The organism is Streptomyces sp. NPDC048415, assembly GCF_040651675.1.
GTDB lineage: Bacteria > Actinomycetota > Actinomycetes > Streptomycetales > Streptomycetaceae > Streptomyces.
In genome coordinates, this window is the sequence record NZ_JBEZKJ010000001.1 from 39,572 (window position 1) to 65,503 (window position 25,932).

Annotated in this window: 7 protein-coding genes and 1 pseudogene; all 8 read right to left on the bottom strand. The window is 72.4% G+C overall.

What is annotated here, in order from left to right; genetic code table 11:
- Positions 1–110: 110 nt before the first annotated feature.
- On the bottom strand, positions 111–890 hold the full coding sequence (locus AB0D27_RS00185) for an alpha/beta fold hydrolase (protein ID WP_362500667.1): 780 nt from the start codon (positions 888–890) through the stop codon (positions 111–113).
- A 64-nt stretch (positions 891–954) separates the two neighbouring features.
- Complete coding sequence (locus AB0D27_RS00190) at positions 955–2,091, bottom strand: alpha/beta fold hydrolase (protein ID WP_362500669.1); 1,137 nt, start codon at positions 2,089–2,091, stop codon at positions 955–957.
- Entirely contained in the window at positions 2,088–5,021 is a 2,934-nt protein-coding gene (locus AB0D27_RS00195; RefSeq protein WP_362500671.1) for a thioester reductase domain-containing protein, read from the bottom strand. The genes AB0D27_RS00190 and AB0D27_RS00195 overlap by 4 nt, the downstream gene beginning before the upstream one ends.
- Positions 5,022–5,089: 68 nt before the next feature.
- The gene (locus AB0D27_RS00200) at positions 5,090–19,966 is read right to left on the bottom strand and encodes an SDR family NAD(P)-dependent oxidoreductase (RefSeq protein WP_362500673.1); all 14,877 of its coding nucleotides are present in this window, start codon (positions 19,964–19,966) and stop codon (positions 5,090–5,092) included.
- A gap of 211 nt (positions 19,967–20,177) precedes the next feature.
- Positions 20,178–21,902 carry a fatty acyl-AMP ligase gene (locus tag AB0D27_RS00205; protein ID WP_362500674.1) on the bottom strand — a complete coding sequence of 575 codons (1,725 nt, stop codon included), beginning with the start codon at positions 21,900–21,902 and terminating at the stop codon, positions 20,178–20,180.
- A gap of 553 nt (positions 21,903–22,455) precedes the next feature.
- Positions 22,456–22,674 (bottom strand): annotated as a pseudogene (locus AB0D27_RS00210) (hypothetical protein); the annotation flags it as partial.
- 108 nt (positions 22,675–22,782) lie between these two features.
- Positions 22,783–24,768 (bottom strand): collagenase, encoded by a 1,986-nt coding sequence (locus AB0D27_RS00215; protein WP_362500676.1) that lies wholly within the window; start codon positions 24,766–24,768, stop codon positions 22,783–22,785.
- Positions 24,769–24,904: 136 nt separating this feature from the next.
- A complete protein-coding gene (locus AB0D27_RS00220) occupies positions 24,905–25,864 on the bottom strand; it encodes a LysR family transcriptional regulator (RefSeq protein ID WP_362500678.1) in 960 nt (319 codons plus the stop codon).
- Between the last annotated feature and the right edge of the window lie 68 nt (positions 25,865–25,932).

Here is a 25,932-nt window from a genome sequence, read left to right on the forward strand (position 1 = left end):
CGTTCCGCGATCGACGATTGACGGTCGACGATTCGAGCTGTTGGGCGAGGCTCAAACGTGGCGAAACAGTACGCACGCTGTCAAGGGTGTCTGCCGCAGCGGAAGGAGCCTCAGGCTCGGCCGGTCACGAACCAGTCGAGCGCCGAGGTCAGTTCCGCCGGCTTCTCCACGGGCAGTTCGTGCCCGGCGTCGAGGATCCGCACGACCGCGTCCGGGTAGGCCTTCGCCATCCGCAGCATCTGGGAGACGGGCAGCTGGATGTCGTGGTAGCCGTGCACGAGCAGCGTGGGCACCCGGATCTCACCGACCCGGTCGAGGACGTCGAAGGCGCGCATGGCGCCGTAGAGCGTCATGACCACCTCCCGGGGCGTGTCCGCGGACGCCTGCACATACCTGCGGATCTCCTCGCGCGGATAGCCCGGGGCGAAGGCCCGCTGGATGTTGGCGGCGACGAACAGCTTGAACGGCACCAGCGTCGACGCCGCCATCACCAGGCCTCGGCCCCGGCTGTAGGTCATGCGGCCGATCGAATTCACCAGCACCATGCGCTCGACCCGTTCGGGGTGGGAGAGGGCGATGGTCTGCGAGATCATCCCGCCCATGGAGTGACCCACGGGGACGAACCGTTCGACCTCCAGGTGGTCGAGGAGGGCGAGGACGTCGCTCGCCAGCTCCTCGATCGTCCGCACTCCCGCCCCGCCGCTCTCGCCGTGCCCGCGCAGGTCGAGGCGTATCACCCGGCGCTTCCCGGCGAAGTGTTCCACCTGGTGGTCCCAGCGGTGCCGGTTCGCCGTCCAGCCGTGGACGAACAGGAGGGGCACGCCGTCGCCGTCGCGCGGGCCCTCGTCGTCGTACGTCAGTGCTGCGCCGTCGACTTCGAGCTGCGGCATGGGGCGCCTCCTGAGGTGTGCTCCGGTTACTGACGGGTACGGTAGCCGGTCGTCCCGGACGCCGTCACCGCCGTTTGCCGAGGAAGTCGAGGATGTGTCCGAACACGTCCAGGGCGGCGCCCCGGCCGAGGAACGTGTCGAGGTGACCGTAGCCGGGGATCTCCGTGTATGCCACGTCCAACTGCGGCTGACGGCGGGCCAGTACCTGATGGCAGAGCTTCTGGGAGTCCAGCCACAGGCCGTTCTCGCTGCCCGCGAGCAGCAGGACAGGGGTGTCGATACGGGCTGCCGCGTCGAGTGCGTTGTTCGGCAGTGCCCGGTAGCGGTGGTCGCCGTCGTGCCAGCGCACCACGGTGCGGGCCAGCTCGATCCGGCGCAGATGCGGCAGGATCCACAGCGGCGCGGGACCGAGGAGTTCCGCGAGCCGGTCGTGGGTGGCCTCGGTCAGGTGCTCGTGCACGAACAGCGACGCGCCCGTGCCCCATGCCGAGTTGTGCAGGATCTGGCAGGTCGGATCCGGGCAGCTCGCCTTCCGCGAGGCGAGCGCGAACAGCGGCGTGTACTTCGACCAGAAGCCCACCTTGCGGAAGTCGACGGGCACGTGATCGATACGGGATTTCAGCAACTCCCCCGCCACCGACATCCGCAGCGAGGTCCTGCCCGCGAGCTTCGGCGTCAGGAACACGCCCTGCGACACCACACCCGCGAGCCCGGGCACCAGCCCCGCCGTCATGCTCAGCGACAGGGTGAGCGAGCCGATGCAGTGCGCGACCACGAACAGCGGCCGGTCGCCGATGCGCTGCCGGATGTGGGAGACGGCTTCGGGGATGTCGTAGACGGCGACATCGTCGTAGGTGTACTTCTGGCCGGTCTCGTTGTACGGCAGTCGGCAGCTGCCCCGCCAGTCGAGCAGCCAGGGCTCGTAGCCGTCGTCGAGCAGGACGTCGACCAGGTTGCGGGTCTCGGGCAGCAGGAACATGTCGGCGGACGCGGTGTGCCCGTGCAGAAGCAGTACGGCAGGGCGGTCCGTCTCACCGCTGTCGATGCGGGTCAGGCCGAGGCGTACGCCGTCGCCCGCCCGGAAGGGGATCTCCTCGACGGCTGCCGGATCGAGGCGGTGGTGCAGCGGGCGCAGCGCCGTGGTGCTCCTGACCTTGCGAAGGGCCGGCCTGGTCCGGGAATTGGTGGCCTTGAGGATCATCGGGTGGGCTCCGAGGGGGTCTTGGTGCGGCGCAGGTCGAGGAGGTCCGCGGCGGCCCGCGCGAAGGGGCCGAGCAGACCGCGGCCCATTTCCACGCCGAACCAGGCGAGCCAGGTCATCTTGGCGGCGCGCTTCTCCTGGCTGGTCAGGCGCGGGTCGACCTTGATGCCGTCGACCTGGTCGCGTACGTAGCTGTCGGCGGGCACGACCACCTCGCCGGCGAGGCTTGCCGGCTCGCCCTCGCGGCCGATCTCGACGCTCAGCGCGCGGGTCTGCCGCCACAGGTCGCGCCGGGCCCGGGCGTACTTGTGGCCCTCCAGCCACCAGCGCCCGCCGTCGGCGGCCCGCAACGACAGCCGGTAGCGCAGGAGTTGGTGCCGCAGTCCGTGCCGCTGCGGGATGCCCTCCTCGGGGCGGATCCAGACGTCGCCGCGCTCCACGATCAGTGGCTCGGGGTGCACCGCCGTGCACACCAGCGTGCCGCTGACGTCCACCCGGCGCTCCTTCACCAGTTGGTACATGCTCGCGATGGACAGGGTGAGCGCCATCGAGCAGGGCGTGTCGGCGTCGGCGCCGACCGGGCCCACGCCGCCCTCGGTCGTCTCGGAGAACCACAGGTACGGCTGGTCGTCCTTGTGCGGTAGCCGGGCGAGGCCGTCGCCGGCGAGCCGCTCGAATGTCCTCAGCTGCGCCTGGGCGTCGTAACGGGCCGCGGGTTTGAGGCCGAGCGCCTCGACGAACGCGTCGGTACGCTCGGCGATGGCCGCGGGCCCCTTCAGCGTGGCCTCGCACAGCTTGAGGGCGGTGGGGCTCTGCAACACCCTCGCCAGGAAGGCCAGTTCGGGGATCGGGTCGGCCTCCAGCCGGGCCAGGGCGTCCGTACGCCACTCGTCCCAGTCCTGTACGCGGACGTGCATGCCGCCCATCGCCATGTCCCGTACGACGTCGTCGAGGGTGTTGGGCACGCCGGTCAGGTTGTAGTCGTAGCCCCAGGCGTCGGGTTCGCAGATGACGCCGACCGCGACCCGGCTCACCCAGTCGACGGGTGCGGCGTTCAGACAGCGGAAGGCGGGCACAGTGCGGAAGCGGCCGAAGGCCGAGATGAGACCGCTGCTGAGGTCCTGGGGGTTGTAGGCGCCGGTCTTCGTGTGGCCCCCGATGCCGCCCGGGCGCAGCGCCGTGACGATCAGGCCGTGGTCGCGGGCCCGCCGCAGCGCGACCTCCGCGGCCCACTTCGTCTGGTCGTAGCCCGCGATGAGGCGGTCCGCGTGGGCGAGCGGGTCGTCCTCGCCCATGGCGGCGATGCCGACCTCGTTGAACACCGCGATCGAGGAGATGTGGTGCAGCGGCTTCGGCCTGCCGGTCGCCGCCAGTTCGGCCAGGGTCAGCGCGCCGACGACGTTGCTCTGCCTCAGTGACTGGTAGCCGCGCAGGAAGTCCACGGCCGCGGCCACGCCGACGACGCTGTCCAGCTCGTGGGTGAGTGTGTTCCACAGGTCGTCGGACAGGCCGAGGCGCGGGCGCCGGATGTCGCCGGGGAGCACGGTCACCCGGCGGCGGATCTCCGACGACCAGGGCAGCTCGTAGCCCTTCAGCGCCTCGCCGAGCCGCGCCGTGGCCGCCTCTTCGTCGGCGGCACGCACCAGGCAGTAGACGTGGGCGTCGCTGTGCCGCAGCAGATCGAGGAGCATGTGGCTGCCGAGGAAGCCGGTGGCGCCGGTCAGCAGGATCCGGCGGGGCCGCAGTGGCTCGGGCGAGCCTGCCCATGGCAGGCGGTCGGCGAGGGCGAGGTCGGCGAGTATCTGGTTCAAGTCCTCGCGACGGGCGGTGGAGTACGGGGCTTCGGCGGCCCCCGGGGTGGCCGTCAGCGCGGGCGGCGTGCGCGGGGACGGGACAGGGAGCGTGCTCGGAGCGGAGGTCGGCCGGGTGCCCGCCGCGGAGAGCGGCAGCACGGCCGGAGTCGGCGAAATGCCGCTCGCGGCGCTCGTCGGGGCCGAAGTCGCCCTGAACTCAAGGGCTTCCGACGGGGCCTCGGCCGAGGTCACGGAGGTTCCCGACATGGCCGGGGCCAAGACCGTCCGGTCCGTCACCGGCCCCGAGGCCACCGCCTCTCCAGACACCGCGCGTGCCGAGGCCGCTGGGACCCCTGATACCACCGGTCCTGAGGCCACTGATACCACCGGTCCTGAGGTCGCCAGGGCTCCGGACGCCGCCGAGGTCGTCGGGGCGCCTGATGCCGGGCTCCCCGAGGTGGCAGAGGTCGGGACGGTGGCCGTGGCCGGCGCGGTCGACAGCCAGCGCCGGGCGAGGCTGCGCGGCCGGGCGTCGGCGAACACGTCGTCGAGCTCGAGCCGCATGCCGAGCTCGTCCTCCAGCGCCGCGACGAGTTCCACGGCGCCCACAGAGGTGCCCCCGGCGTCGAAGAAGTCGGCGTCCGGCGCCAGGTGCCCCTCGGGCAGATGGCGGCCCGCCGTGGCGGCGATGGCGTCGGCCAGGCCGTCCACGTCCGGGACGACTGGGACGGGGTCGGCGCCCGGATACGTATCGGCAGGGGCGTACGTACCGGCACCGGCCGGGTCGGCACCCTCAGCGGCACTGGCCGGGTCGGCCCCCTCAGCCGCACTGGCCGGGTCGGCCCCCTCAGCGGCACTGGCCGGTCGCGCACCAGGCACAGCCCCCGCACCCGTACCGGCCGGGCGGGCACCAGGAGCAGACTCCCCACCAGCACCCGGCGGCGCGGCCCCCGGAACAGACTCCTCAGCGAAACCGGCACCGGCTCCTGCACCCGCATCGGCCGGTGTCGGCGCGCCGGTCCCCCTGACCCTGGCCAGCAGCGCGTCCACGTCGAGCCCTTCGCCACCCCGCTCGATCGCTTCGGCGGCCGCTCGCTGTCCGGCGTACACGGACACGTCCTCGTTCATCTCAGGCATGAGAGCCCCCCACGATGTGCACTGTCCTCTCGCTCACTGCCATTGCCTCCAAGGCCGAAGCCGGCCGCTCATCGCCGCTCCCAGGACCGGAAAGCACGCAGGTGTTCCGGCGTGACCAGGCACTCCAAGCGTTCGTCGTCCTGGTCGCCGCCACCGAGCGCCGCCAGCAGACGACGGGCCGGTACGTTGCGTGCCGTGCGCTCCGCCGTCAGCCGGACCTTCGCGCAGCCGAGTTGTTCGGCGCGGTCTGCCAGCCACCGCAACAGGCGTTCCTCGACACCTCGGCCGAGCGCCCGGCAGCTCATCATCCAGGCGAGGACGTCGAGTTGCTCGCCGTCCGGACGGATGGCGAGCAGGCCGATCTGGCCGTAGTCGCCGAATCGGTCCCGCGCCGCGGCCGTCCACACCTCGCCGCGCTCCCGCCACCGGGCGAGGTCGCCGCCGTCGGCCGAGCGGGCGCGGAGAGTGAACTGGTTCGTGCGGCGGACGAGTTGGCCGGCCCGCTCGACGTCGGCCTCGGACAGGGCCCGGATGTCGACCTCGAGCTCCAACTGGTCGAGGAACTCCTCGAAACCGGCCTGTTCGCGTACGGCATCCCGCTCCCGCTCCTGCTCGTAGAACCGTGCCCGCAGCGCGTCCTCGGCCGTCGCCGCCGCCGGGACCAGCGGCCACAACCGGCCCAGGAACTCGTCGAGTTGGGCCGTGGGCGGGCAGGTCACCGACAACACCTCCGGCAACGCCGACCGCACTGCCGCGATCTCGACCGGGTTGTCGTCGAGGAACAGAAAGCTGTCCAAGCCGAGATTGAGCGTGCGCGCCGCCTCGGCCAGCCGGCCGGACTTGGGGCCCCAGGCGGCGGAGAGCACACTGAAGTGCTCCGCCTTCAGCGGACTGTCCGGGCGGTCCAGGACGGCTCGGACCGTGTCCTCGTCGTTGTTGCTGACCAGCGCCAGCAACGCGCCCGCGGCACGCCACTGCAGCAGTCGGCGCGCGAGCAGGGAACGGGGGCCGCTCAGGTCCACCGCATCCGGGCCGATCTCCCCGGCCACACCGCCCCACAGGGTCTCGTCGCCGTCCACCGCGATCACCTTCGGCACGGGGCGCCGCACCGCTCGTACGACGTCGGCGAGCCGTAGTGCCACCGCCGCCTGGAAGTGCGGGGTGAAGGGCAGGTGGGCCAGCCGCTCGGTCCGCTCGTCGAAGCGTTCCTCGACGGCGTGGAACCGGGTCCAGTCGTCGGGGCGGAGCACGGCGATGCCGGGCGACTCGGCCAGCTCGGCGGCGATGTCACGCTCCCATGGCGCGAAGCGGCCGTCCGCGCTGGACGACGGCAGGAAACCGACGATCAGCGGCCGGCGGATCCGCTCGGACAGGGCCCGGAGCGCGGCCGGGTACGCGGTGCGCAGTTCGGCGAGCAGCGCGTCGTCCACCGTGCCGAAGCGTTCCAGATCCGCCGCCCGCAACAGCACCACGCCCAGCGCTGTGGAGGGGTCGGCGAAGACGCCGGAAGGGTCCCGCAGGCTCGCGAGCACCTGGTGGTACGGCGCTTCGGCGACCGTCAGGGCGCCGCCGTCCCGCGCCCCTTCGTCGAGTGCCGCCTCGCACAGCTGCGGCAGATCGCCGAGGGCGAAGGTGGCGGCCAGGGCGAGCGAGCGGCGCGGGGCGGCCTCCACGGCCGTAGTCTCCGTACGCTCCATGCGTACCGCCGCCGTCGGGTCCTCCACCGCCTCCGCGAGCAGCCGCAGGAACTCCTCCCCCAGCTCGGTGGAGGTCGCCGAGTCGAGGATGTCGAGATTATGGTCGAGCCTGATCCGGCCCGCGTCCGGGGTCATCGTGATCATCAGGTCGAGGTCGGAGTAGCCCGTCCCGGCGGGCAGCACCTCCAGGTGGGTGAGGCGGCCCGCGGAGGAACGTACGTAGTTGAAGTACACCTCCACCAGCGGCGCGTTCGCCCGGTACAGCCCCTGTCGGGCCAGCGTCGACAGCACGTCCGAGAACATGGCGCCCTTCGCGAGGACCCGGTCGAGGCGACCGTCGGTGCGCCGCAGCACCTCCTCGATCCGCTCCCCGTCCGCGGCCTCGGCCGGGAACGGCACCGGCACTCCGAAGAAGCCCACCGCGTCGTACGCCTCGGCGTGGATGCGTGTGTCCACGGGCACGGCGAGCACGAAGCGCTCCCGCTGCCGCTTCCGAGCCAGCAGCACGGTCAGGGTGCCGAGGCAGAAGGCGGCGGGCGTGACGGCGAGCCTGCTCGCGGCTGCCGACACCCGCTCCATGAGCCCGTCGGGGATCGCCACGGTCACACTGCCGGCCCGGTACGAACGCGCGGCAGGGCGTGGCCGGGCGAGCGTGAGGTCGAGCCGCGCGCTGCCGTGGAAGGTCTCGCGCCACTCGGCCGCGTCGGCGCCGGGGGCGTCCTCGGTCTGTTGCGCCTCGATCAGCAGCTCGATGTCGCGGTTGGTGACGGTGTCGCCGAGCGAGGTGCCGGACAGCTCGGCGTCGATCTCCTGCGCCACGAGCAGCAGCGACTGCAGATCGCTGACCGCGTGGTGCGCGCCGAACACCAGGATCTGGCCCCGCCTGCCGCCGTCCAGCAGCTCGAACCGCCACATCGGCGGGTTCGCCGGCTCGAAGGGCCGTTCCAGAAGCTCCCGCAGCCGGTCGGCCGCGTCGAATTCGGCCTCGTCGGCCACCGTCGTCCAGCGCAGCACCGGCTCGCTCAACTCCCGGTCCACGCGAAGCTGCCATCCTCCTTCCGTTCCGCTGACGATCGCCGTGCGCAGGGCGGCGTGCCGGGCGGCGAGGCGGGTGACGATGCCGGTGAGCGTCTCACGGGTGGTCGGCGTGGTGAGCCGCACAGCGAGGCCGACGCCGTGCGCCGCGCCCGGCATACCCGGCTGGGCACTGCGCAACAGCCGTATGACATCGCGGGTCGCGGGCCGCAGTTCGCTCTCCGGCACCTCCTGCGGAATGTCGCCCGGCTGCTCCCGCACCACCGTCGCCCGCTCGGGCAGGACCTCGCCCAGGGCCCGTGCGAGGCTGCGGACGTCGGATGCCGAGAACACCTCGGCGGTCGGCAGTTCGGCGCCCAGCTCGCGGGCGAAGGCGTTGCGCAGCCGTACCAGCATGAGGGAGTCGAGGCCCAGCTCCTTCAGGGCGGTGGTCGCGGACACGTCCACGACACCTCCGGAGACCTCGCCGGCCCTGGCCCGGACATACGCTTCGAGCCATGCGGCGCGATCGTGGTCATTCGTCGCCGCGAAGACCTTCTTGACGAGATCGTCGGAGTCCGCGGGGCCGGTCGGCACGGTGACCAGATCGCCGAGGATCGGGCGGGTCCGCGCCGCGTCCGGGTCGAGCGCCAGCATCTCCCAGTCCAGGGCGAGGGGCGCGAGCTGGCGGCGGGAGCTGGACAGCACGCGCTCGAACAGCTCGCCGCCGTCCTGCGGGGAGAACCCGACCAGACCGGACCGGCTGGTCTCGGCCGCCCGGGTGCCGCTCTCGGCGACCATGCCCACGCCCGTCCAGGCACCCCAGTCCAGGCTCAGTGCCCGCCTGTCGGCGCGGGAGAGATGATGCGCCCAGGCGTCGAGGAAGGCGTTCGCCGCCGCGTACGAGCTCTGCCCTGCCGAGCCGAGGAGGCCGGCCGCCGAGGCGAAGAGGACCAGGCTCTCGGCTTCCGGGATCAACTCGGTGAGCAGGGTGGTGCCAAGGACCTTGGGGGCGAGCACGCGCAGGACTCGTTCGTCCGTCAGGTTCGCCACCATGGCGTCATCGAGCACACCGGCCGCGTGGACGACTGCGGCGATCGGACCGACGTCCCGTCGTACGGCGTCCAGCGCGGCCGTCAGGCCGTCACGGTCGGCGACGTCGGCGCGGGCGAGGTGCACGGTGACGCCGCGCTCTTGGAGGCCGTTGATCCACCTCGCGGTGTCCGCGTCGGGCCTGCCTCGGCTCATCAGGGCCAGTCGGCGGGCACCGCGGTGGACCAACCGCTCGGCGACGACGCGGCCGAGGCCGCCCAGACCGCCGGTGATCAGGTAGACACCGTGCGGGGTGATCTCGAGGGGATCACCTACGTCCGGGCGGGTGCGGGCCAGGCGCGGCACGAGCCGGCCCGACTCCCGCAGCGCTACCAGCCGTTCGTCGTCCGCGTGCCGGAGCTGTGTCCACAGGGCGTCGCTCCCGCCTGTGGCGGGCAGGTCGACGAGCGTGGTCGACAGCTCGGGATACTCCTGCGCCACCGCTAGGGAGAAGCCCCAGGCGAGCGCCTGCTGAGGGTGCGTCACCTGAGCGCTGTCACCGGCGGCCTGGCTGCCACGGGCGACGACGAAGAGGCGGGGGGCCCGCCCCTGCGGACGGTCGGCGAGCGTCCGTACCAGGTGGAGGGTGCTCAGGCAGCACAGCCGGGCCGCCGACTCGGCCGTAGGGGCGTCCTCGATCGCGGGAGCGTCGAGCGCGGACAGCTGGACCACCCGCTCGGGCGGCCCGTCCGGGAAGGCCTCGTCGAGCAGACGGGTCAACTGCCGCGGGTCGGCCGGATCGAGGACGTAGTGGCCGGGGCCCTCTTCAGCGAACTCCGCGCCCCTGCGGGCGATCACATGCGGCACCGAGGAGCCCAGCCGTTCGCCGAGTTCGGCTCCTACGCCCGTGTCGTCGGCCAGGATCAGCCAACTGCCCTCGGTCGGCGGCTCCTGTGCGGCCGGGCGCGGTTGCCAGCGGGTCTCGAAGAGGGCGCCGTCCAGTGGTGAGAGTGCGGCGAGCTCGAACTCCTCCGCCTCCAGGACCAGTTGTTCGTCCTCGTCCCAGAGCCGCAGATCCAGCGTCGCGGTGTCGCCGTCCAGGGCACGCAGTCGGCAGGTCGCCCACACGGGCGTGGTGCGCAGCCCGGTGAACCGCAGCCGTCCGAACCCGGCGGGCACGAACGCCCGGCCTTCCGGCGCGTTGCCCGGCAGGGCGGCCGTGTGGAAGGCGGCGTCGAGGACCGCGGGGTGCAGGAGATGGCCGGCGGCGGGCCGCTGGGCCAGTCGGCCGAGCGCCGCGGAGTCCGTGCGGTGCCCCTGGTCCAGGCCTCGGAAGGCGGGGCCGTAGTCGATGCCGAGGGCGGCGAGCTGGGCGTAGACGCCCGACAGATCGACCTCTTCGTCGCACCGCTCGCGCAGTGCGGCGGGCGACTCCCCCGCGTCGGACGCGGGTTCGGCGGCGCTGACGGCGACGCGTCCGGTGACGTGCCGCTCCCACGGCGTACCGCGTGCACCGGAGACTGTCGAGGCGATGGTGAAGTCACGGAAGCCGTCCTGGGCGGGCCGCAGGGCCAGTTGCAGCCGTACCGGCCGGTCCTCCTCCAGACGCAGCGGTCGCGTGAACCTGACGTCGGCCAGGCGCACTTCGCCGCCGTCCTGCAGTGCGGACGCGGCCTCCAGGGCCATGTCGAGGAAGACGGCGCCCGGCAGCCACACCTCGCCGGTGACCCGGTGGTCGGTCAGATAGGCGAAGCGGCTGTCGCGCAGGGCGATGTCGGTCTGGAAGATGTGCCGGTCGGGCTCGTCGGCGGCCTCGACATGCGTGCCGAGGAGCGGCGAACCGCCTGTCGCGGTGGCCGGGGCGGGCGCGAGCCAGTGCCGTTCGCGAGCGAAAGCGTACGTGGGCAGGCCGACCTGGCGGCCCCGCGGGAACAGCACCGGCCAGTCGGGCGCGTGCCCGGCCTCGTACAAATTTCCCAGCCTGTGCAGCAGTACATCGCGTATGTCCTGCTGCCGGCGCAGCGAGCCGACGCCGACCGCGTCGATGCCGGCCTCGGCGGCCACCGCCTCGACCGACGCGGTGAGCGAGGGATGCGGGCTCAGCTCTATGAAGTAGCGGTAGCCGTCGTCCAGCATCCGTCGGATCGTGTCCGCGAAACGGACGGGTTCACGGAGGTTCGCACACCAGTAGTCGGCGTCCAGCAGGTCTCCTGAAACAGGTTCGGCCGACACCGCCGAGTACAGCGGGATGGCCGTCTGTGCGCCCCGGATGCCCGAGAACCGGTCGAGCAGTTCTTCGCGCAGCGGATCCATCAAGGGGGTGTGTGAGGCGAACGGCGTGGACAGCCGACGTACGGGGACGCGCTGCTCGTCGAGGTGCCGGCGCAGCTCGGCCAGCGCGTCGGCGTCGCCGGAAACGGCCGTGGAGCGCGCGCTGTTGACCGCCGCGACGAACAGCCGGCCCGTGTAGGGCGCGAGCAGCTTGTCGACCTCCGTGCGCGGCAGCTCCACGGCCAGCATGCCGCCCTGTCCGACCAGCGGTACGACCGCCTGGGCGCGTCCGGTCACCACCCTCACGGCGTCGTCCAGGGTGAGGGCGCCCGCGCTGTACGCGGCGGCGATCTCGCCCAGGCTGTGTCCGACCACGGCGTGCGGACGGACGCCGAGCGCCCGCCAGGCGGCGGCCAGCGCCGCGTTGACGGCGAACAGTGCCGGCTGCAGGAACTCGGTCCGGTCGAGTGGGGAGAACTCCTCCGGTGCCCGCAGCGCGTTGAGAACCGACCAGCCGACGTGACGGTGAACTGCCCGGTCGATGCGGGTCAGTTCGTCCCGGAACGCCTGTGACTCGGACATCAACTCCACGCCCATGCCGGGCCATTGCCCGCCGTGTCCGGCGAAGACGAAGGCCACCTTGCCCGCGTGCTCCTCGCGGTGCGGCGCCAGCGGCGCCCGTCCGGATGCCAACGCGTCGAGCCGTGGCAGCAGTTCGTCCCGGTCACCCGCCACGATCGCCGCGCGCCGTTCGAAGTGGCTGCGATGTCGTGCGAGGGTGTGGGCGACATCCGGGAGGGCGGCGCCGTCGGTCAGCTGCCGGGCCAGCCGCGCGGCCTGTCCGCGCAGGGCGGCCTCGTTGCGCCCGGACAGCACGAACAGCCGTTTGCCGGGGGCGACTTCGGGCGTCGGCTCCGCCTGGAGTGGTGGCGCCTCCTCGACGATGACATGGGCGTTGGTTCCGCTGATCCCGAAGGCACTCACGCCGGCACGCCGTACGCGCTCGCCCGAGGACGGCCAGGCGACCTCCTTGTGCAGCAGACGCAGCCCGCTGTCGTCCCATTCGACGTGGCGGCTGGGCGTGCCGGCGTGCAGGGTGCGCGGCAGGGTCTGGTGGCGCAGCGACTGCACCACCTTGATCAGGCCGGCCACTCCCGAAGCCGCTTGCGCATGCCCGATGTTGGACTTGAGGGAGCCGAGGTAGAGGGGCCGGTGCTGGGGGCGCGTGTCGCCGAAGACCTCCGCGAGGGCGTTCGCCTCGATCGGGTCGCCCAGCGTAGTGCCCGTTCCGTGCGCCTCGACGTAGTCGATGTCGGCGGGTTCCAGCCCGGACTGCTCCAGCGCCCGCCGGATCACCTGCTCCTGGGCCGGACCGTTCGGCGCGGACAGTCCCTGGCTGCGGCCGTCCTGGTTGACGGCCGTGCCGCGCAGCACGGCCAGTACCTCGTCGCCGTCCCGCCGCGCGTCACTCAGCCGTTTCAGTACGACCATGCCCGCGCCCTCGGCCCAGATGGCGCCGTCGGCGTCGTCGGAGAAGGAGCGGCAGCGGCCGGTCGGAGACAGGCCCCGCAGCCGGCTGAACTCCACGAAGGTCCCCGGCGTCACCATCAGCGTCACCCCGCCGGCGAGCGCGAGGTCGCACTCGCCGGAGCGCAGCGCCTGCGCGGCCAGGTGCAGCGCCACCAGCGACGACGAGCACGCCGTGTCCACCGTCAGCGCCGGGCCGTGCAGCCCGAGCGCGTACGCGAGCCGGCCCGAGGCCACGCTCAGCGCGGACCCCGTACCGACGTAGCCGTCCAGTTGGTCGAGCCGGGAGCCCGCGAGGTAGTCGCTGCCGAACATGCCGACGTACACCCCGGTGGTGCTCCCCGCCAGCTCGGCGGGCACGATCCCGGCGCGTTCCAGCGCCTCCCACGCCGTCTCCAGCAGCAGGCGCTGCTGTGGGTCCATGGCCGCCGCTTCCTTAGGAGTGATGCCGAAGAAGCCCGCGTCGAAGGACTCGATGTCGTCCAGGAAGCCGCCTTCCCTGGCGTACGACTTGCCCAGGGCGTCGGGGTCGGGGTCGTACAGCGACTCGACGTCCCAGCGGCCCGCGGGGAACGGGCCCACCGCGTCGCGGCCCTCGGCGACCAGGTGCCACAGGCCGTCCGGATCGCTGACGCCGCCCGGCAGACGGCATGCCATGGCCACCAGGGCCACCGGCTCGTCGGACGCCGACCGGCTCGTGCGCGCCGGCCGGGTCTCGGGCGCGGCCCTCCGAGTCGTACGGCCGCCCGTCGCGAGTGCGGTGGTCAGCAGGTACTCGGCGAGCCGGGCCGGGGTGGGATGGTCGAACAGCAGAGTGGCGGGCAGCTTGGCGCCGATGCGGGTGCCGATGCGGTTGCGGAGTTCGACCGCGGTCACCGAGTCCATGCCGAGTTCGCGCAGCGGCTGATCGGGGCGGACGGACTCCGCCGAGCGCAGGCCGAGGGCGCGGGAGGCCTCCTCGCGCACCAAGGCCAGTACACGTTCGGCGCGTTCGGCGTCCGGCAGCCGGGCCAGGCGGTCGGCCAGACGGTCGCCGCCGTCCTGGCCGGTACGGGGCGCGGGCAGCAGCGAGCGCCACAGCGCCGTCGCCGTGCCGCCCGCGGCTGTCGTGGTCTCGCGCAGGCGGGGCAGGTCCAGGGCCCAGGCGACCTGGTGCGGTGTGCCTCGCCGCAAGGAGAGTTCGAGGAGGTCGCGGCCCTGGTCCGGGGTGAGGGCGCGGTGGCCGAGGCGGGCCATCCGCTCCAGGTCCGCGTGTTCGGCGGCGAGACCCTCGCCCGCCCACGCGCCGAAGGAGATCGAGACGCCGGGCAGTCCCAGGGCCCGTCGGTGGTGGGCCAGTTGGTCCAGAAAGACATTGGCGGCGGCGTAGTTGCCCTGGCCCGCGTTGCCGACCACGCCGGCGGCCGAGGAGAGCAGCAGGAAGAGGTCGAGCGGGGCATCGGCGGTGAGCCGGTGCAGATGGGCTGCGCCGTCGACCTTGGGGCGCAGCACCTGCGCGAGGCGTTCGGGCGTCAGCTCGGCGACCACCGAGTCGGCCAGGACGCCGGCGCAGTGCACGACGCCGCGCAGCGGCATCTCCTCGCCGATACGGCCGAGTACGTCGGCCACCGCGTCCCCGTCGGCGATGTCGCAGGCCGCGACCTCGACCTCGGCGCCGAGCGCGGTCAGTTCCGCGACGACCTCCGCGGCGCGCGGGTCGTCGGTTCCTTGACGGGACGTCAGCAGTAACCGTGGGACGCCGTGTTCGGCGAGGAGGCGGCCGATATGGCGGCCGATCGCGCCCAGGCCACCGGTGATGAGCACGGTGCCGTCGGTGGGCACCAGGGTGGGTCGGCCGACCAGGTCGAGGACGATGGGGGTACCGGACGCGATCCGCCGCCGTATCGCCTCGCGTGCGGCGGTGACGGGCACCACCTGGGGGCGCAACGGACGAGCCGGTCCGCAGGCGGCCGCGCGAAGGGCCGCGCCGAGCTGGTCGGGATCGGCGCCTTCGCTGACGACGCCGGGCGCGAGGTGCACAGCCGCCGCCGTGGTGAACGGCAGGTCGTGCGGGAGGACCGCGACCAGCCGCGCGTCGGCGACGGCCTCGGAGCCGGGCGGGGTGTCGGCGAGGGCGACGACCCGCAGTCCGGCGACGAGATCATCGACGTCCGCCCCGATCTCGGTGAGCACACCGGCGCACGGCGCCGCGTCACGGGAGACCGGGACGGCGGTCGCGTGGACCTGGATCCTCACCTCCCCCGGGGCCAGCGCCCGGGATTCCGCCGTCCGCAGTGCGGGGTCCGTGGGGAGGCCGGTCAGCTCGTAGTGGTCCCCGGCCGGGATCCGCAGGACGTCCTGCGTGCGGGCGCGGATCAGTCGTGGTACGAGCAACGCACCGCCGCGGTAAGCGAGTTCGGGCTCATCGATGTATGCCACGGCAGTCGGCAGGGCATGCGTGGGATCCGAGCCCTCGATGTCGAGCAGGGTCAGCCCGAGGTCCGGATGTTCCGTGCGGGCGCTGCGGGCCAGGCCCCACAGCACCGACTGGGCGAGGCCCGGCACGGTGTCCCCCTCACCGGCCGCGATCGCGCCGCGGGTCACCCAGACGGTCCGCGTCGGCGCCTCGTCCTGGGAGAGGGCGATCAGCGCCCGCAGTTCGGCCAGTGCCGTGGCCACCAACTCCTGTGCCGCCGCGGACGGTTCGGCATCCGCTGCCGGGCGCGGCCAGAACCGTACGAGGATGTCGGCGCCCGCCTCGCGCGGCTGGATCCCCGCCGTCTCCAGGCCGCGCAGCGCTGCCGCGACCTCCGGGTCCGACCGGTCGCCGACGACAGCCCACTCGGTGCCCGGCGCATCGGCGGGCTTGTCGGATACGGCGGTCCACGCCACCTCGTACAGGTGCCTGGCGTTGCCCGAGGCCGCGTTGAGGTCCGCCGGGTCCGCCGCCCGCAGCCGCACACCCTCCAGGCGTCCCGCGGGGAGACCGTCGGCGTCCCACAGCGTGACGTCCAGTGTGAGGTCCGTGCCGGAGCCACCCGTCCGCCGTACGGACGCCGTGAGGTCACTCGCGCCGCCGGACGGGAGGACGCAGCGGCCCACCGCGATCGGCAGCAGCACCCGGTCGTCGGACGCGTCGAACGCGGCGGCCACGTGCAGCGCGGCGTCCAGCAGCGCCGGATGGACCGGGTAGGGGTCGGCCGCGTCGCGGGCCACGGACGGCAGCGAAAGCCGGGCCAGCAGGTGGGCGTCGCCGATCTCGACGGCCGCCCGTACCCCCTGGAAGGCCGGGCCGTAGCCGAGGCCGAGCGCGGTGAGCCGTTCGTACGTTCCCGGGCTCCAGGCCGGATCGGCCGCCTCCGGCCACACGGGCGGCTGCCCGGCCGACACCGGAGCGGATGCGTCCGCCGATGCGGTGGCATGCAGGGTCCAGCCCGTGGCCCCCTGGCCGCGAGGTCGGCTGTGCACGGTGATCTCCGGTACGGGACCCGCGGTGGCCACCTCCACGGACACCTCGGCCGTGCCCGACTCGGGCAGGGTCAGGGGCGACAGGAGAAGCAGGTCGGTGACGTCAGCCGGATCGTCCGGGCGGGCCACGGCGAGCGCGGCGCGGCACAGTTCCATCAGGGTCGTGCCGGAGACGACGGTCCGCCCGAACACGGCGTGGTCGGGCAACCAGTCGGCGGTGGCCGGGGACCACTCGTTGCGGAAGGTCCAGCGGGTCTCGTCCGCCGACTGCAACTGGACACCGAGCAGCGGGTGCGCGGTGCGGTCGAACAGAGCGGGGACACCTGCGGCGGACTCCGGATCGATCCAGTGGCGTTGCTGATCCCAGGCGTACGTCGGCAGGTCCAGCGGTGTGGTGTCGGGGACCAGGCGGCGCCAGTCGATCCGCCGTCCGTGGACGTGGAGTTCGGCTGCGGCCCGGTCCAGGCAGTCGGGCCCGTCCGCGTCACGGCCGAGCGATCCGACGGTGACGAGGTCGCGGCCCGTCTCCTCGGCGACGGTGCGGACGGCGGTGAGCAGGGAGGGATGCGGGCTGAGTTCGACGAAGTACCGGTAGCCGTCGGCCGCCATGCGCTCCGCTGCGGGCCCGAAGCGGACGGGTTCGCGCAGGTTCGTGTACCAGTAGTCGGCTTCGAGCTCCTCGGTGACCGGCTCGCCCGTGACCGTGGAGTACCAGGCGACAGTGGTCGGGTAGGTGATGATGCCGTCGAGCTCGTCGAGGATCGTCGCGCGGACCGGCTCGACCCGGGCGCTGTGGGAGGCGTAGTCGACGTCGAGGCGGCGGGTGAACACCTGCTGCCGGTCGAGGTCGGTGAGCAGTGCCTCCAGGGGCTCGACGTCACCCGCGATCACCGTCGACCGGCCGCTGTTCACGGCGGCGACGGACACCCGGCCGCCGAGTTCGGCGAGGTGGGCCTCTACCTCCGTGTGCGGCAGCGCGACCACGGCCATGGTGCCGGTGCCGGACAGCTCGGTCAGGGCCCGGCTGCGCAGGGCGACCACCGCGGCGGCGTCATTGAGGCTGAGCGCCCCGGCGACGCAGGCCGCGGCGACCTCGCCCTGGCTGTGCCCGATCACGGCGTCCGGCCGTATGCCCCTGGCCCGCCACACCGCGGCCAGGGACACCATCACGGCGAAGAGGACCGGCTGGACGACGTCCACGCGGTCCAGGGGCGGGGCGCCCGCGTCACCGCGCAGGACGCTCGCCACCGACCACGTGGTGAACGGGCGCAGGGCGGCGTCGCAGCGGTCGAGTTCGTCCGCGAACACCGGCGAGCGGTCGAGCAGGTCGCTCGCCATTCCAGCCCACTGGGCACCCTGGCCGGGGAACACGAAGGCCAACTTGCCTGCGGCGAGCGCCTGTTGGGGGCCCAGGACGGCGTCGCTGTCGGGCTGTCCCTCGGCGAGTCCGCTCAGCGCGGTCAGCAGTTCGTCGCGGCCGCCCGCCTGGACGACGGCTCGGTGCTCGAAGTGGGTGCGGTGGTGGGCCAGCGTTGCGGCGACTTCGGGGAGCGATGACTGCGGCTGCGCCGCGAGCACTTCCAGGAGACGGCCGGCCTGCCCCCGGAGGGCGGGCAGGGTGCGAGCGGAGAGCGGGAAGAGGATCTTCCCGGGCGGTTGCGCGAGGGGTTCATCAGCGGGGGGCTCCACTGCGGGCGCCTGGTCTACGAGGGGCTCCGCTGCGGGCGCCTGGTCGGCAAGGCGCTGCTCGGCGGGGGGCTCCACTGCGAGGGGCTCCACTGCGGGCGCCTGGTCGGCAAGGCGCTGCTCCGCGGGGGGCTCCACTGCGAGGGGCACCGCTCCGGGCGCCCGGTCGGCAAGGCGCTGCTCCGCAGGAGGCTCCACTGCGAGGGGCACCGCTCCGGGCGCCCGGTCGGCAAGGCGCTGCTCTGCGGGGGGCTCCACTGCGGGCGCCTCGTCGGCAAAGCCCTGCTCCGCGGGAGGCTCCACTGCGCGCGGCACCACTGCGGGCGCCTCGTCGGCAAAGCCCTGCTCCGCGGGAGGCTCTACTGCGAAGGGCACCGCTCCGGGCGCCCGGTCGGCGAGTTTCGGCTCCACAGGCGACTGCTCACCCACCAACTGCTCAGCCACGTCCGACTCATCGGCCGACAGCTCACTGGTCGAGCGCTGGGGGCGCGTCGGCGCGGCGGTCAGCCGCTGCGCAGGCGCCGACGCGGCGGTCAGCCGCTGCGCCGGCGCCGGCTCGACACGCGGCTGCCCACCGGTCGACTGCCCGACACCCGGCCGCCCACCGGGCAACTGCTCGGCAGGCCTCAGATGGACTGTCCGACCCGCCAGGTCCTCCGGCGCCTCCTCCAAGACCACGTGCGCGTTCGTGCCGCTGATTCCGAACGCGCTCACCCCGGCCCGTCGCACCCGGGCGTCGGCGCGCGGCCACGCCTGGGGACCGCTGTGCACGCGCAGCCCGCCGTCCGCCCAGCCGACGTGCTCGGTCGGCCTCTCGGCGTGCAGCGATGCCGGGAGCAGGTCGTGGCCGAGGGCGAGGACTGTCTTGATGACGCCGCCGATGCCCGCCGCGGCCTGGGTGTGGCCGATATTGGACTTGAGGGAGCCGATGCGGAGCGGCCGGTCGGCCGGGCGCCCCGGCCCGAAGACGGCGGCGAGCGCCCGCCCCTCGATCGGGTCGCCGAGCCGCGTACCGGTGCCGTGGGCCTCGACATAGTCAAGGTCGTCCGGCCGAAGTCCCGCGGCGTCGAGGGCAGCGCGCAGCACCCGTTCCTGTGCGGGGCCGTTCGGGGCGCTCAGGCCCTGGCTGCGGCCGTCCTGGTTGATCGCGGACCCCTTGAGGACCGCGAGGACCCGATCGCCGTCCCGCCGTGCGTCCGCGAGCCGCTTGAGCAGCACCAGCCCGCAGCCCTCGGCCCACACCACACCGTCCGCGTCGGCCGAGAAGGGGCTGCACCGCCCCGAGGGCGACAACCCGCGCAGCCTGCTGAACTCGACGTGTCCGCGCGGCGTCACCAGGAGCGTCGCGCCGCCCGCCAGCGCCAGGTCGCACTCCCCGCTCGCCAGCGCCCGCGCCGCCAGGTGCAGGGCGACGAGGGAGGAGGAGCAGGCGGTGTCGACGGTGACGGCCGGGCCCTGTAGGCCGAGGGTGTAGGCGATGCGCCCGGAGGCCACGCTGGAGGCCGAGCCGGTACCGACGTGCCCGTCGAGTTGGCCCAGCGCGGCCGACGCCAGGTATCCGCTGTCGTACAGGCCGATGTAGACGCCCGTGGAGCTCCCGTTCAGCGTCTCGGGGACGATGCCGGCCCGCTCGATCGTCTCCCAGGTGGTCTGGAGCAGCAGGCGCTGCTGGGGGTCCATGGCCGCGGCCTCGCGCGGTGAGATCCCGAAGAAGTGCGCGTCGAAGCGGTCGATGCCGTCCAGGAAGCCGCCGCGCAGGGTGTACGCCTTGCCGGTGGCCTCCGGGTCGGGGTCGTAGAGCCCCTGGGTGTCCCAACGGCCCGCGGGCACTTCGGTGATGGCGTCCTCGCCCGCGGCCAGCAGCCGCCACAGCGCCTCGGGGTCGTCCGCGTCGCCGGGGAAGCGGCAGGCCATGGAGATGATCGCGATGTCGTCGTCCGCCCGTACGGGTGCGTCCGCCGGCGCCGGGTCCGCCGCCATCGCCGCGGCGGGCCTTTCGTCGAAGACCGCCTCGGCGAGCGCCGCGATCGTGGGGTGGTCGAAGACGAGGGACGGCTCCAGGGACCGGCCGATCCGCTCGGAGAGGCCCGCGGCCAGAGCCACCAACTGGCGTGATCCTAGACCGAATTCGGCGATCGGGCGGTCCGGGTCGACGGTCAGCGGGTCGAGCCCGGCCGCCTCGGCGACGGCCGACGTCAGCCAGCCTCGCACGCCCGCGGCGGTCGTGACGGGCAACTCGGTGAACAGTTTCTCGGGCTCGTTCGCAGGCATCTGGGCAGGTGTCCTCGTGAACTCGGGGCTCAGGCGGTTTCTGCACGGCGGCCGAAATGACCGGTGCCACTGGCGCGACTGGAGTGTGCGGTGTACGGGTGTTACGGCCGTCGGAGGGCGCATTCGGATGCCGTACGACCGAGGAAACCGGCGCACGGCCTGGAAGGACCGTCGGGCCGCCGACGCGGGCTCGCGCCGACGGCCTGCGACGTCATCTCGTGGCGGGCCCGCCGACCGTCGAGAGGGTGCCCGTGAGATAGGCGTCCCGGCAGGCGCGGCGCTGGATCTTCCCGCTGGACGTCTTGGGGATGGTGCCGGGGTGGACCAGCACGACGTCGCGCATCGACAGACCGTGGGCCTCGCCGATCGCGCTGCGGATCAGGTCGATGATCTTCTCGGACTCGCCCGTCGCCTCCGAGGCGGTCTCGGCGACGACGACGGGCTGCTCGCCCTCCACTCCGGTGTCCACGGAGAACGCGGCGGTGCAGCCGGGCCGCAGCGCCCAGTGGGACATCTCGGCGGACAGCTCCAGGTCCTGCGGGTAGTGGTTGCGTCCGTCGATGACCATCAGGTCCTTGAGGCGGCCGGTGACGAACAGTTCGCCGTCGCGCAGGAATCCGAGGTCGCCGGTGCGCAGGAAGCGGCCCTCACGGTCTTTCAGCGTGGCCCGGAAGGTCTCGCGGGTGGCGAGGGCGTTGCGCCAGTAGCCCTTGGCGACGCTCGCCCCGCCGACCCAGATCTCCCCGACCTCACCCTCGGGCAGCTCCTCCTGCCGCTCGGGATCGGCGATCACCACCGTTGTGCCGGGGCCGGGCCGCCCGGAGCCGACCGTCGCCGCGTCCGCCGCGCCGGCGTGCGGCCCTGCCTCGGCGGCCTCGACCAGGGTGGGCGGGGCCTGGACCGAGCTGCCGGTGACCATCAGGGTGGCCTCGGCCAGGCCGTAGCACGGGTACAGGGCCTCGCGGCGGAAGCCGGCCGCCCCGAACGTCTCGGTGAACCGCCGCAGGGTGGCGGCCCGCACCGGTTCCGCGCCGTTGAAGGCGACCTTCCACGAGCTCAGGTCGAGGCCGTCGAGGAGGTCGGGTGTGGCGTGTTTCAGGCACAGTTCGTACGCGAAGTTGGGACCGCCGCTGGTGTGCGGGCGGTAGCGACTGATGGCGGTCAGCCAGCGCCGGGGCTGCTGCAGGAAGTGCAGCGGCGAGAAGAGCGTGGCGGTCACGCCGAGGTAGACCGTGTTCAGGACGGGGCCGATGAGGCCCATGTCGTGGTACACGGGCAGCCAGCTGACGAACAGTTCGTGGTCGTGCTCCGCGATGGTGTCCGGCGTGTGGCCCATCCGCTCCGTGATCACCCGTTCGTTGTCGAGCAGGTTCCCGTGGGTCACCATCACGCCGCGCGGGGCGGAGGTGGATCCGGAGGTGTACTGGAGGAAGGCGACCGAGTCGGCGGTGAGGTCGGGTTGGCGCCAGGAGTGGGCCGCGTCGTCGGGTATGTCCTCGGTCGCGACGCAGGTGATGTCGGCGAGTTCGGGCAGGTGTTCCGCCATGGCGCCCAGGGCGGCGATCACCTCACGGCCGCCCAGGATCACCTTCACGTCCGCGTCGGCGATCAGGCGCTTCATCCGGATCAGGGCGCGGTGGTTCTGCGACCTGCCCTGCGGAGGCACCCCCGGCACGGCTACGACGCCTGCCGAGAGGCAGCCCAGGTAGCCGCAGATGAACTCGAGGCCGGGCGGATACAGCAGCATGGCGCGGGAACCGGCCAGGCCGCGCTCCTGCAGCCAGGCGGCGACGGCCCGGGACCGGCCGGCCAGACGCCCGTACGAGATGTCCTGGATCCCTTCGTCACAGTCGCCTGTGACGAGATAGCGGTAGGCGGTCCGGTCGGGCTGTTGCGAGGCATGCACGGTCAGCAAATCGACCAGGGAACGAGCCATATGACGAGTCTCACCTGTTCGGGTAAATGGGCGAGGAACTGGAATGCGAAGGCCGCGTGACGCGTACGCGGTGAAGTCGCGGCCCGCCTGGCCCCCTTGCCAGACCGTCCGTCTCGACCAACCCGCCCAAGGAGCGGCAGCGATGTGTACGCCGGCTCCTCGTGACCCCCCATGCAGTTACTACCAACGAGTAGCACGATAGCAAGTCTTTTCGGTCCCGCCGGTGTAACCCCGGGTATTCCATGGGGAATTGGAGAAACTGACGCACCATCAACGCAAACCAGACGTACGTCCGCGCATGTCTGGACGGCATCCGTTCCACGGCTCGCCGGCACGGTGGCCGAAGGGTCAGCCGTACGAGCCGGTCCCGCTCCGCACCCACACCCGCACCGACCACCCGTTTCTACGGGATTCGGCCGCCAGGGCGTCGTAGAGCACGGGCCGGATCATGGCAGACGGAACTGACAATGCGGCCAACTCGGTGGACTCTCATGTCTGTTCATGTGATCCGGTGTCCACCTACCAGTGGCCCGGAGGCGGTCCACGCGCGGCCTCAGCTGGTGCGGAGCCGTCGGCCGGTGTTTCCGGGCGCGGATCCACGGTGTTCGCGCCGCGATCGCCTCAGGGTGTTCGAGAGGTGTCCACGCTGGAATCGGGCGCCTGCCCGGATGAGGGCGACAAGGTGCGCTGCGTTCACGGCCCGCCACCGCTGCTGGGCGGACTCGACGAGCCTGCGGACCCTCGCAAGGGCGGTGGCGCGGGAGCCGGCGCCGCAGGCGGGGCGTCCAAAGCGGCGCGGAGGTTCCGGAAGCCGCAGCGGACCCGGCCGGGCGAATCGGCCGGGTGCCGCGGGCCGCCCTCTTGGGCGGCGGTGCACCGGCTACGGCTTCCAGGCCTGCGCCAACGCCGCGCGGAGTCCCGCTCGGCCGGGTGTGGAGCAGGCGTCGGCCGCGCAGGCCGTGAGCCACTCGTCGAAATCGGCGTCGTAGCGGGTGGCGATGTCGGAGTCGTAGACGGCGTATCCGCCCGCGTAGTCGCCGACGCGGAAACGGGCGAGCATGCGCTGGATGTCCGCCGGGTGCTTCTCGAACATATAGCGGACCGCGAGGTAGCCCCACGGGTAGGTGCGGGTCACGTCGCTGTTGGCGTAGGTGTTCTGGAACAGCGTGCTCAGGCGGTAGGTGTGCCGGCCCGCCTCCGCGACCGCCTGCTCATCGGTGATCCCTCGGTAGCCGTAGGAGACGTATTCGGCCAGGCCCTCGATCCACCAGACGTCCGGCACCGACGTCTCCTGGGTGAAGTCGCCCTTCATGTCGTAGCGGGCGTCGAGGAAGTGCGTGTACTCGTGGTTGAGGTTCCAGATCCGGGCCGTGAAGCCGTCATCGGCGTTCTTCTGGTACATGAGCGCCAGCGGTTGGTTGGCGGGGTCGGACGGGTCTCCCGTCAGGGTGATGCCGCCGTTGTTCGTGCTGACCCCGAAGATCGCCCCGGCATAGGTCTGGTAGTCCGCGCGGCTGGCGAAGACGACGAGTTGGAGGGTCGACACGTACTGACCGGGTATGGGGCCGTCGTCCTTGACGAGGTTGTCGAAGTACGGGTCCTGGCCCAGCAGGTTGGCGCATACGGCGTCGAGCTCGGTGGACGTGAGCGCCTGGGCCCGGATGGTGTGGGTCGCGTCGCAGGTGTGGGTGATCGGCAGGGCCGCCCTGGTCAGCCGGCCGGTCAGATCGCAGACGTCGTAGTACGAGCAGTTGGGGCGGTCGTAGTAGTCGGCCTGCGTCGCCACCGCGATCCACAGTCCAGCCGTGGGACCGGTGATCTCCGACGCGTTCAACAGGTCCTTGGCCAGGGGCCGGACCGTCGTCTGCAACTCCGGGTGTTCGACGTAGCGGGCGAGGTTCATCCCGGCGTTGGAGTCCAGGAAGGCGCGGTCGGTCCCGAGCAGCTCCACGTGCTTGAGCGCGAAGGTGTGGAGGGTCCGCACGACGCCCGGGTCGGCGATGACCGCGTTGACGTAGTCCGTGTTCCAATTGCCGCGCCACAGCGGGGTGTAGACGTCGTTGACGGCCGCGACCATGCTGTCGATGCCGTCGTACGAGCTGTCGTATCCGTTGAGCACCCGCCGGTAGACATTCAGATAGCGGGCCTGCTGGTCGGCGCTGTCCGTGAGGATGACGACCTCTCCCAGCACGTCGCCGTTCGCCGCGGTGACATCCCTGGAGTGCCGGTTCGCGAAGAAGGCGTCCAGGCCGCGTGTGGTGGCCCCGGCCAAGGTCGCGCCGTAGGGGCCGACATCGGCCGGGTTGTTGGACTGCACGTAGTAGCCGGCACGCAGGAACAGGACGAGCTGCCACACCTGGGAGGAGTTGTCGCCTCGATAGCGTTGCGCCTCCCGCGTGAAGGCCTTCGCCATGGTGACCATCTGGGACTGGCGGAAGATGTCGCGGGCGTCGGTACCGGTGACAGCGAACAGCGTGTTGACGCAGGCCGTGGTCGAGGCTTCGACGAACGCGACGAGTGCGGGTCCGGTCCTGCCGGCGAAGTCGGCCGGACTGCAGGAGGTCGCCTTCGGTGTGGCTTGCCTGCCGGTTCCCGCGCTCGGACGGGCCGGGGAGGGCGTCGGCGCCAAGGGAGGCAGTTGGGGTGCGGTGAGCGGTCGGCCCTGCACGGCGGGACGGTCGGCGACACCGAGGGTCGAGCCGGTCGGCGGCGGGGGTGCCGTCGCCCTCCGGGACGCGGTCACCGGGGTGGTGCCGTCGTGCGCCGGGGGTGCCGCGAGCGCCGGCGTCGTCAGCAGGCCGGCGAAGGTGACGCAGACTGCGAGAGCACCGGCCGTGCGTCTCGGCAGCGCGAAGCGGTAGCGCATCTGGACTCCTCCACGGATGGATGCGCCTCGATACGGGTGTTGAGGCGTGTGTGGCACCTTCTCAACACCGACCCGCCCCAACAATGGCGTGTGACATAGCACATTGCACCGGAGAGCCATAACACGCGGAACCGCTCTACGACCCGGTCACGCTCCAGGTGCGCGCGGCCCACGTCCTCAAATGCGGTGACTGGCCGATGAGTTCGCGATACGCGGAGGTGGCGGAGTGGAACAGCGTCTCCGCCACCTCCCCGGCAACCGCGTCGCGCCGCCAGGCCAGCACGTAACGGCACCACAGCGGTGTACCGATCAGCGGCTTGATCACCACATCCGGGATCGGCCGCAGCGTCGCCTGTACGACGGACACACCGAGGCCGTCACCGATCATGCTCTGCAACTGCAGCTGGTCGCCCAGGAATTCATGCACGGCGACCGGCGAGAAACCGGCCGCTTCACAAGCGGTGTAGAAGACGCGCGGCCAGCCGGCTCCGTCGTCCGGTGTCAAAAACCACGCGTCCCCGGCCAGATCGGCGAGCGAGATCTGAGCGCGGTGTCCGAGGCGATGGCGGGACGGCAGTGCCACGAACGTGGGCTCGGTGACGATGCCGCGGTGCGTCACCGCGTCCGAGTGTTTCAGCTCCATACCGGGGTAGTCCGCGGCTACGGCCGCGTCCACCGCCCCCTGCTCCAGGAGTTCGACGATCCGCGAGGAGGCGTACACACTGCTCACCGCGAGCGGGACATCCGGCAGCCGGGCCCGGACCCGGGAGACCATGCCCGACAGCACCGGGGAGTTGGTCGCCGCCACGCGCAAGGTCCGACGGGTTGTCGTGGCTTCGGCGGCCGGACGGCACCCGATCGCGGCGGCACGGGCCAGGACATCCCGCGCCTGAGCGACGACCTCGATGCCGTACGTTGTCAGCCGCACCCCCGCCGCCCCTCGATCGAACAGCGACTCGCCGAAGTAACGCTCGATCCGCCGGAGTTGGGTGCTCATGGCCGGCTGCGAGTAACCCAGGTCCGACGCGGCCCGGCCCACGCTCCCCGCATCGGCGATCGCGCACAGTACGCGCAGGTGTCGAAGCTCCAACTCCATCCGTCCGCTCCCCCATCCGTCCACCCGGCCGGCGCCACGACGTCATCGCCACCGTGAGCCCCTGCCGA

Bases quoted from the DNA above. Each gene is read 5' to 3' on its own strand.
- AB0D27_RS00200 (WP_362500673.1), bottom strand. From the start codon at position 19,966: ATGCCTGCGAACGAGCCCGAGAAACTGTTCACCGAGTTGCCCGTCACG.
- AB0D27_RS00195 (WP_362500671.1), bottom strand. From the start codon at position 5,021: ATGCCTGAGATGAACGAGGACGTGTCCGTGTACGCCGGACAGCGAGCG.
- AB0D27_RS00215 (WP_362500676.1), bottom strand. From the start codon at position 24,768: ATGCGCTACCGCTTCGCGCTGCCGAGACGCACGGCCGGTGCTCTCGCA.
- AB0D27_RS00220 (WP_362500678.1), bottom strand. From the start codon at position 25,864: ATGGAGTTGGAGCTTCGACACCTGCGCGTACTGTGCGCGATCGCCGAT.
- AB0D27_RS00185 (WP_362500667.1), bottom strand. From the start codon at position 890: ATGCCGCAGCTCGAAGTCGACGGCGCAGCACTGACGTACGACGACGAG.
- AB0D27_RS00190 (WP_362500669.1), bottom strand. From the start codon at position 2,091: ATGATCCTCAAGGCCACCAATTCCCGGACCAGGCCGGCCCTTCGCAAG.
- AB0D27_RS00205 (WP_362500674.1), bottom strand. From the start codon at position 21,902: ATGGCTCGTTCCCTGGTCGATTTGCTGACCGTGCATGCCTCGCAACAG.